Source organism: Bacillus sp. MYb56 (assembly GCF_002976445.1).
Taxonomy (GTDB): domain Bacteria; phylum Bacillota; class Bacilli; order Bacillales; family Bacillaceae_G; genus Bacillus_A; species Bacillus_A mycoides.
In genome coordinates this window covers 1-8407 of the sequence record NZ_PCOH01000073.1, presented here as the reverse complement: position 1 = coordinate 8407, position 8407 = coordinate 1, and the positions used below count along the sequence as shown (strand labels likewise).

5 protein-coding genes and 1 pseudogene are annotated in these 8407 nt (G+C 30.2%); 1 reads left to right on the top strand and 5 read right to left on the bottom strand.

Going from position 1 to position 8407, the window contains the following annotated elements; all coding sequences use genetic code 11:
* Positions 1–538: 538 nt before the first annotated feature.
* Positions 539–2218, bottom strand: coding sequence for a helix-turn-helix domain-containing protein (locus CQ058_RS30065; protein WP_002187897.1), 1680 nt, complete (start codon positions 2216–2218; stop codon positions 539–541).
* 1139 nt (positions 2219–3357) lie between these two features.
* Here CQ058_RS30065 and CQ058_RS30055 point away from each other — a divergent pair.
* Positions 3358–5058, top strand: a complete 1701-nt coding sequence (locus tag CQ058_RS30055) for a hypothetical protein (RefSeq protein ID WP_002187898.1) — start codon at positions 3358–3360, stop codon at positions 5056–5058.
* Positions 5059–6085: 1027 nt separating this feature from the next.
* Here the strand turns inward: CQ058_RS30055 and CQ058_RS33005 are convergent.
* From CQ058_RS33005 to CQ058_RS30040, 4 genes and pseudogenes are all read right to left on the bottom strand, one after another.
* Positions 6086–6460, bottom strand: a pseudogene (locus tag CQ058_RS33005) (IS6 family transposase).
* A 108-nt stretch (positions 6461–6568) separates the two neighbouring features.
* Positions 6569–6727 (bottom strand): hypothetical protein, encoded by a 159-nt coding sequence (locus CQ058_RS33000; protein WP_374954503.1) that lies wholly within the window; start codon positions 6725–6727, stop codon positions 6569–6571.
* Between the two features lie 481 nt (positions 6728–7208).
* On the bottom strand, positions 7209–7559 hold the full coding sequence (locus CQ058_RS30045; protein ID WP_002187902.1) for a DUF4064 domain-containing protein: 351 nt from the start codon (positions 7557–7559) through the stop codon (positions 7209–7211).
* 78 nt (positions 7560–7637) lie between these two features.
* Positions 7638–7973, bottom strand: a complete 336-nt coding sequence (locus tag CQ058_RS30040) for a DUF4064 domain-containing protein (protein ID WP_002192004.1) — start codon at positions 7971–7973, stop codon at positions 7638–7640.
* Positions 7974–8407: the final 434 nt, after the last annotated feature.

Genomic DNA, 8407 nt, shown 5'->3' with positions numbered 1-8407 from the left:
GAGAGCTTTGGATAAGTTACTGGAATACTATACATTACTGTTTCTATTGCACATACCACATAACACTACTATAATCTCCTTCTTAATATAGAAATATCCCTATTTCTATAAGTGGATATTCCTATATCCCATTGCTTTTGTTACAGAAATGAAGGGATAGGAGAGAGCTTTGGATAAGTTACTGGAATACTATACATTACTGTTTCTATTGCACATACCACATAACACTACTATAATCTCCTTCTTAATATAGAAATATCCCTATTTCTATAAGTGGATATTCCTATATCCCATTGCTTTTGTTACAGAAATGAAGGGATAGGAGAGAGCTTTGGATAAGTTACTGGAATACTATACATTACTGTTTCTATTGCACATAACACTACTATAATCTCCTATTTAATATAGAAATATCCCTATTTCTTAATAGGGATATTTCTATATTAAATAGTGTATTTTAAAACAGGCGAATTCAATAACTACATTAAAAAGAATCCTATTTCTAGGACTCTTTTTAATACTAATTTTTAGCTTTAACTTACATTTTATCGATAATCATTTGTCTTTTATACCATTGATTTAATTTGCTTCTCGCCGTACTAGAGAGACGTTTTGTTTTTTTATTATAGAATCTAGAAAGAGTAGGCTGCGATATACCTATCTCTATTGAAAGCTCTCGCATAGTTATATTCTTTTTCATATGCATAAACTCTATTTTCTCTCTGATTACTTGTTCATTTTCACTCGTATCTAATGGCTTTTCTACAATTTTTACTGGCTGACTTTCCTCATGTATTGTATCAATTGTTTTCTTTTTCGCTAAGTTTTCCATTGAACTAATTAGTTCTTTTGGTGGCAATATTACTATTCCTAACTGTGAATAATAATTTTTAAACCAATTCTTCTTTGTCAGTTTTTCTTCTTCTAAACCATTATGATATTCCCAATGAGAAATTACTTCTTCTTTTTCTAAATCAATAAGCACATTTTCTAATTGTTCGCGGATACGATTAGGTTTTTGTTTCTGGTTTATACCCATAACTGCCAACAAACCTTTATCTCCACCTATAGAATAAGGTCTTTGTAAGCTAGAAAACATTTGACGGATTCTCCATTGCCATGTCAAATACCGAATTAATCTTTTATGATATTTGTGTCTATAACTATTATATTCAAGTGCCTTTTTTGATAATAATGCGGTAGTACTATTAGAGCCATATAGATATCCGGATAAGAAACTTCCTGGTTTGATCCTGCACGATTCTATCCCCATGTATTCGTTTGTATTTTTATCTCTCCATAGAACTACGGAATCTAATACAAATAATCTTTTAATTACCTCACGTTTTACTTCGTAATGCTTACCTGTTTCAGCACGATCATTTAATACGACTACTTCATTATCATCATTTAGATATATAAAAATACTTGCTAAGGCCGCAATCCGCTTCGCTACCTTAATTTTATCTTCCACTCTATAATATTCGACACCATTTGCCTTAGCTTTTGAAATACTGCACATTTCTAAAACTTGTTCATATGAAAAATCAATAAATTCATCCGGCGATTTTGCTTCATTCAACCATTGAATTGTGATGGTATCTAAACAATCTGCAGTTAAATCATCCATATTACTCATTACGCCGTCTACTAAAGTATTCCATCTTGCTGTCTCTTCAATATTCGTTAACTTTAGATCTTCATCTTTATGAGAGGAAAGCTGTGCCACTCCATTACTATCCTTTGTTTCAATAGGATAAGATTTTAACCGTGTGTTTTCATCTTCTTCAAATTGATTTTTAGCTATTCCATCTCTTAACTTATAATAGACCGCGGAGTTATTTACTTCTAAATAGTTTTCATTCAATATGTTCGCATCTGATTCACTTGTTGCTGTATGCACTATAGTGCTAGCTGTCTGATTTTCACGAAACTCTTGTTCAATAAAGACACCTATTTTCTCATGAATAATTAATCTGTAAGTATCTATATTTTTAAATATATCTAGAGAAGAAACACCTTTTCTTTGTTGTTGCTCTAGCCACTGTACAAGCATTGAAAATGATGGAGAAAGGTATTCTGAAGTCACAATTTTACTTTTATCTGCTTCAACCTCAACATAATAGGAAACCCATTTATGCCACAATTGCTCATCTTGTTTATACAGTGGTTCTGTTATTGATAGTGCATCTCTAAACAATTGTAGAACGTCTTCCATATAAATTCGGCTCCTTATATACATTTAGTTATTATTGATCTTAATTTGAAAATAATTAGCTATATGATGTTCCTTTTTATAAAACTAGAAATAAATTCGGAATATTTCATTCTTTCATTTCACTGTTAACATGGTAAGGGCTCTATTTTGCATACTTATAGCCCTCTCTGTAACTGATTATACAAGACTCAATCAATTTGTAAAATCCAAATAGCAATTATACAAGTACTTATACAATAACCTATCTTTCATTCATTAACTCTTTTTCTATTAGATTTACAGTACTATTATTCATATTTATCTCCCTAAAGTTCCTCTTACATTTAACAGAGAAGTAAAAGCCAAAAATGTAAAGATGAAAATATATATGTTACTTCGAATACCCCAAATTCATCAAAAATGAAAATTTATAGTCATATCATTCCCCTTTCCATCAAAACATGAAACAAAAATGACATTATGTAACTCTTTTTACTAACTCGAAATTTTTTTCTAAAAGTGCTTAAAGCTTGATATATAAGCGTTTCTATTACAGCTATACTATTAGTTATGAAAATTTATAGCTATATGATGTCCCTTTTATTTTAGATGAAAACCCCATAAACCTTTTTATATTAAGGCTTTACACGTTTATAACCCTATTTTCACGTATTTATGCAACATGAAAATCGATAGCTGTATGATGTCCCTTTTTTTAACCAAACATGAAAACCCACCTAGCCACTTCATGTTCCTTTTATAATTGTAAAATTACAGATAAAGCCCATTAACATCACTGTTTAAAGGGTTTCATCTGTTTAATTCACAATTATAAACATGAAAATTCATAGCCATATCATGTCCCTTTTAATTTTTTAAAAATCGATATAACTGTTGATTTAATCATGTTTACAAGGTTTTTTTGCTATTTTCCTTCTTTTCTACCAATATGAAAATTCATAGCCACATCATGTCCATAAAAAAAAATTCAAGAATCCTGAAACCCCTTGATACACAAGGGATTAAAGGGCGTTTCATCTTTTTATTTTTTCTCTTAAAGGGACGCATTTCAACAAACTTCGATTTGGTATAATCAAAATTGGTATATTTTATAGTGTTTTGGCATTTATTTCTGAATTTATAGGTAGGAGGTGAAAGAGATGGGAAAATCATTTATTATTCGTAATCAACGTAGTCTAAATGGACAATCTACAAATGCAGTTTTAGTAACACTGAAGTCTTGGCAAAAACTTGTTGAAACTTTCGAAGAGAAATACTACAGCTATAAAGATACATACCTTGAAGATATTGTTGATCATATGACATATGAGGAGCGTATTGCCGATGTGGATGGCTTCGTAGCACAGGCTAAACCATCTTTTTCACGTCGTACACTATCTGCTATTTCGGAAACAATGGGAAGAAAGCATAAATTATATGGCATTACAAACGCAGATTTGGAAGTCTTCTTATATCTACATAAAAAATGTTACACGAATGGAGTCATTCCAAATGTAACAATACATATGATGTGGGAAGATTATAAACTATATAAAGAAGAATTTGCTTACATACAGCATTCTCAATTCTATATTGCATTAAAGAAATTAAGTATACATAAGATTATTACGATTGAAAATGAATTAGATGGTCGATATACAATTAAATTAACTCATTTTATGAATGAAGAAACTGAAAAGGCCAATGCATATGTTTATATTAGCCCAGTGGTATTTACGAAAGCTTTCTTTGAGCTATCAGTTGCATCTAAGAAGCTATTCTTAGATATTGCTATGCAACAGCACAGTGAAACTACATTAAAACGTTCCTTAGACAAACAAGATGAAAGAGGGAATAAAACTCATTTTGGTGGGATGTACCGCTTTTTACATAAAAAATATCCACATCAAATCCGCGCAGTTATGACAGAATTAACAACTGCATTATCATGTACAGGGACTCCGCTATTCAAAATTTGTAAATTACAAAAAGGGGTTAAGAATAAAAAAAGATATACGACTCTATATCTATCCTTACATACGGATTTCTTATGTACAAAAGAAACAGGAGAAGTACAGTATCGCAATCCATTCACACCAAGGCTTACTTATGCTCGTAAAGCTCGTTTTATCGAATCCGTGCTACAAGAGATGAATATTGGTGAGTTTACACAAGAGATGAACAAATTTATTCATGTATTTAAATATACATGCCATCGACAAATTCGAAGCGTAATTCATAGCTTACGTGACATGATAGATCGTAATGAAGAATATCCAAGCAAGTTGGTATATACACTGAAGAAATTACTAAATCAAACATCACAATATCAAATTCTTGATACAGCGGCTAAAGAAGGTATTTATCCTCTTATTACACAACGTGTTCCAAAAGAACAAAAAGAACAGGCTGTATTTGATTTCGGATTACATTTCTCTATGTACTCTCTTCGAAACATCAAAAAACTGTTCCGCAAAACGTATGAGTTACTAAACTACAAATTTGCTGTACCTGTTACAGAGGAATCGTATCACCGCAACTATCTAAAGTATCAAGAAGAAACGTTGTTTAGAAAGTACGCCTATGAACAAGGTACAAACCTAAACGCTTATATGGCTTTAGAAATAGAAATACGTGAACTCTTAAAGGCAAGAGGACATAAAGAGCGCTTTATTCCTAGTGATGTTCGGGAATTGTTCATTGAAAAGATAGATAGATTACCGAAAGAAAAGCTTCGCGTTATTGAAGTACCAGATAACTTTAATTTAATTACATTTATGCGTGCCTTTGAACAGTTAATACGCGCTGGTATCCCAGTAACAACAGCTGAGCAAGTACTCACAGTAATGCAAACGAACTAATCATAATCAGCTCTCTATTTTTGAAAAAAATTCAAGATAGAGGGCTATTCGTGTTGATACGTTTATTTAAAAGACTATTACTCATTCTTCGCAATAAGTAAATTTACTCGATTCTATTTATAATAGAGTCTTTTTTTATGCAACCATATACAAAAATAGTATGGTACTCATCTGAATTTCCACATATACTTTCATATAAACACGTTATGAGCTGTCTAAATACATTCAAATATCTACAAGAAATCATAAGAAAAAAATTAAATTTCGTGGATAAGTAGATAAATAACACATAATGTGAGTAATTTAGTGCAATTATCATTGATATAAATAGCTTAAACCCCTTTATCTATCAAAAATCATCAATATTAATGTGAGTTATGTGGTAGATTTGGATAATGTTGATTAATTAACACATAATGTGAATCATTTGTGGGTAAATACAATAAGATTGTGGAGATTCAGTGAATTCATATGAAATTTTACGATTGAATAAATATGTTTAACAATGTATCAATTTGTTTCATTTTTTATGTAGGAATACTAAATTTCATTTATGATTATTTGTAGATTTTAGATCATAGTTTTGCCTGATTTTCCGTTGTAAGATTCTACTATTTATGATTTTTTACGCTATGAGATGTTAAAAAGCTTTGTTACAGTAAGGATATACGTATATTTACCAGTCCTATATAAGTTTTATCTTTATATTTTAAATATATATAAGATATATATTTAAATAAGATTTTATTAACTTCCATTTAGCTTTGAAATTAGTTTTTATAAATTGTTCTACGATTAATATATTTTTGTAATTTCCAAAGTGACATTATTTGAGTTTTGAAGCCTATTTATAATTAGATATTACTGTAAAGTGATTTCTAATTATAAATTGAGCATCTAATGCATTATTCAATATTCAGGTTCTGGTACAAATATATGAAGAAGAACATAGATGATAGTAGATTCTTAACGGAATCATATTTTATGCTATAAGTCCAAACACTCGGTGGATGAACTCTTTCTGATTTTAGACAGACTGGTTCTGTAAATCAATTTGTCCCTTTTTTATCATATGCATAGCTTCCACACCACTCACTATAGAAGTTGCTGTTTTATACGACTTAAATCCCAACATAGAACGCACACGTTTCTTGATAAAACGATGATCTTGTTCCACTATATTATTAAGATATCTAACTTGCCTTAGTTGTATGCATTCAAGCATATGGTTCTCCTCTTTCAATTCTTGCATCGCTACAGGATAGCCAGGGTCTTATCTACCGTTATCACACGGGGTTTAGAAACATACGAAAAAGCGCTTGGCTGCTTGTTTATCTCTTGATTTACTTAGATAAAAATCAATGGTGTTCCCTTCGGAATCTACAGCACGATATAAATACATCCATTGACCTTTTACTTTGATATAGGTTTCATCAACTCTCCATGAGTCATTTGTTGATTTAAGATGATATCGTACTTTCTCTTCTAATTGAGGCCCATATTGATGAACTCAGCGCATAATTGTTGTATGAACGATTGATAAACCTCGTTCTTCCATCATTTCCACCAGGTTACGGAAGCTCAAATTGTACCGTAGGTACCACCTTACTGTTAATAAGATTAGTTCAGGCTGATAATGTTTCCACTTGAATAAGTTTTGTTTTTCCATACTGATCACATCCTTTTTAGAGTACTAGTATCAGTATGTCCAAATTTCAGAGATTAATTACATAAGTCTTATAGTTTTTGCACCAGAACCACCAAATTCGTTATCTTTCTAACCATTTTTGTTATAGTTATGTGCCAGAATCCCTTATATATCAACACATTTCATGTTCCTAAAACATATAAACAATTATTATGTAAAACAATCAAACATAGAATAGTATGTTGTATATACTTATTAATAAATTTTAAAGTCCTATTTGTAATAAACATAGATCTAATGAACAAAAAAGACAAGAGTGCAACACCCTTGTCTTTTTTTATTATAGTCATAAAGAAATGGCTACAATATACCCACTAAAAATATAACATAATGAGTTACTTTATAAAATGATTTCAAACCTCTGCTACAGAGTAAACGTAAAGCAACTTCAAAATTAACTTTTATTTATATTTTGGAGTCGCTTTACGTTTACGTTATTGTTTTAATTAGTCTCCTGTTTTAAAGGTCTAAATGCAAATGCACCTGAAATGATTTGTAAAACCACTGGAAGGAATAAAATAAAAAAACCTAAAAACAATGAAATTATACTTAATACAATCATGCAAATACCATAAGCTATATTATTTATTTTGTTAACACAACAAGCTAATACTAATAGGCCTATTTGAATAATTAAGGCGATGCTAGAAGTAATGATAATATATTCTGCAATACCTCCAGAACTAGTATTAGAACTTGTGTAGGAAATACAACCAATTACAATAAATAAAGAAAGTAAGAGTCCTAAGATTCCTCCGATTAAGCCAATTACAAATTCTACAGTTCGTTTCAAATTAAAATACCACCCTTCAAAAATATTATTTAAATTAGCCCTTATATATTTACCATGATTTTGGAATTGCTAAATATTTTATTTAGATTCTTGTTTTAAAGGTCGAAACGCAAATCCGCCAGAAATAATTTGAAGAATTACTGGAATAAATAAAAGGAATAATGACATAACCAATGTTACTAATGGGAGTAATATCATACAAAGTCCGTAGACTATATTGTTAACCTTATTTACTGAACATGCTAAAACTAACAGCCCTATTTGAATAATTAATAAAATAGAGTAATAAGTCAAAGCTTTATAATCAATATCACCATCCAAAACGGTAATAGCTATCATCGATATAATAAGAGAACCTATAACCCCAAAAATACCACCAATTAAACCCAGTATAAATTCAGGTGTTCTTTTCATTTCTAATACCTCCCTAACTATTAATATATTATGTATTTAACGTCCCTTTATCTATATTATCAAATGTAATTTGGAAAAACTATGCATAAATGTATTGGGTTTAATATTAGATGTAGTTTTGTTTCACAATAAAAACACCCCTTTAGATAAACAGATCCAAGGGGGCAAAACGTTGCGTCTTTCTTATAAACATCGTGACTTTATTTAAAAGCAACAATTGAAACATATTTCGTTGCTTAATAAATAAAAAAGGGAGTTATAGTCATTAGATGTCCTAGCAAATTGTCACAATAAGCTATTTTCATTTCGTAATCTGGATTTTCAACGTTTTAAAAGGGTTCTTTTTCCATGAAAGAACCTTTTTTATTTGTCTTTTTTTAGGTACAAATTCAAAAAGCTGTATTGCAAACATACGTATTTAAGGAAGCTGGAAT

Bases quoted from the DNA above. Each gene is read 5' to 3' on its own strand.
- CQ058_RS30065 (WP_002187897.1), bottom strand. From the start codon at position 2,218: ATGGAAGACGTTCTACAATTGTTTAGAGATGCACTATCAATAACAGAA.
- CQ058_RS30055 (WP_002187898.1), top strand. From the start codon at position 3,358: ATGGGAAAATCATTTATTATTCGTAATCAACGTAGTCTAAATGGACAA.
- CQ058_RS33000 (WP_374954503.1), bottom strand. From the start codon at position 6,727: ATGGAAAAACAAAACTTATTCAAGTGGAAACATTATCAGCCTGAACTA.
- CQ058_RS30040 (WP_002192004.1), bottom strand. From the start codon at position 7,973: ATGAAAAGAACACCTGAATTTATACTGGGTTTAATTGGTGGTATTTTT.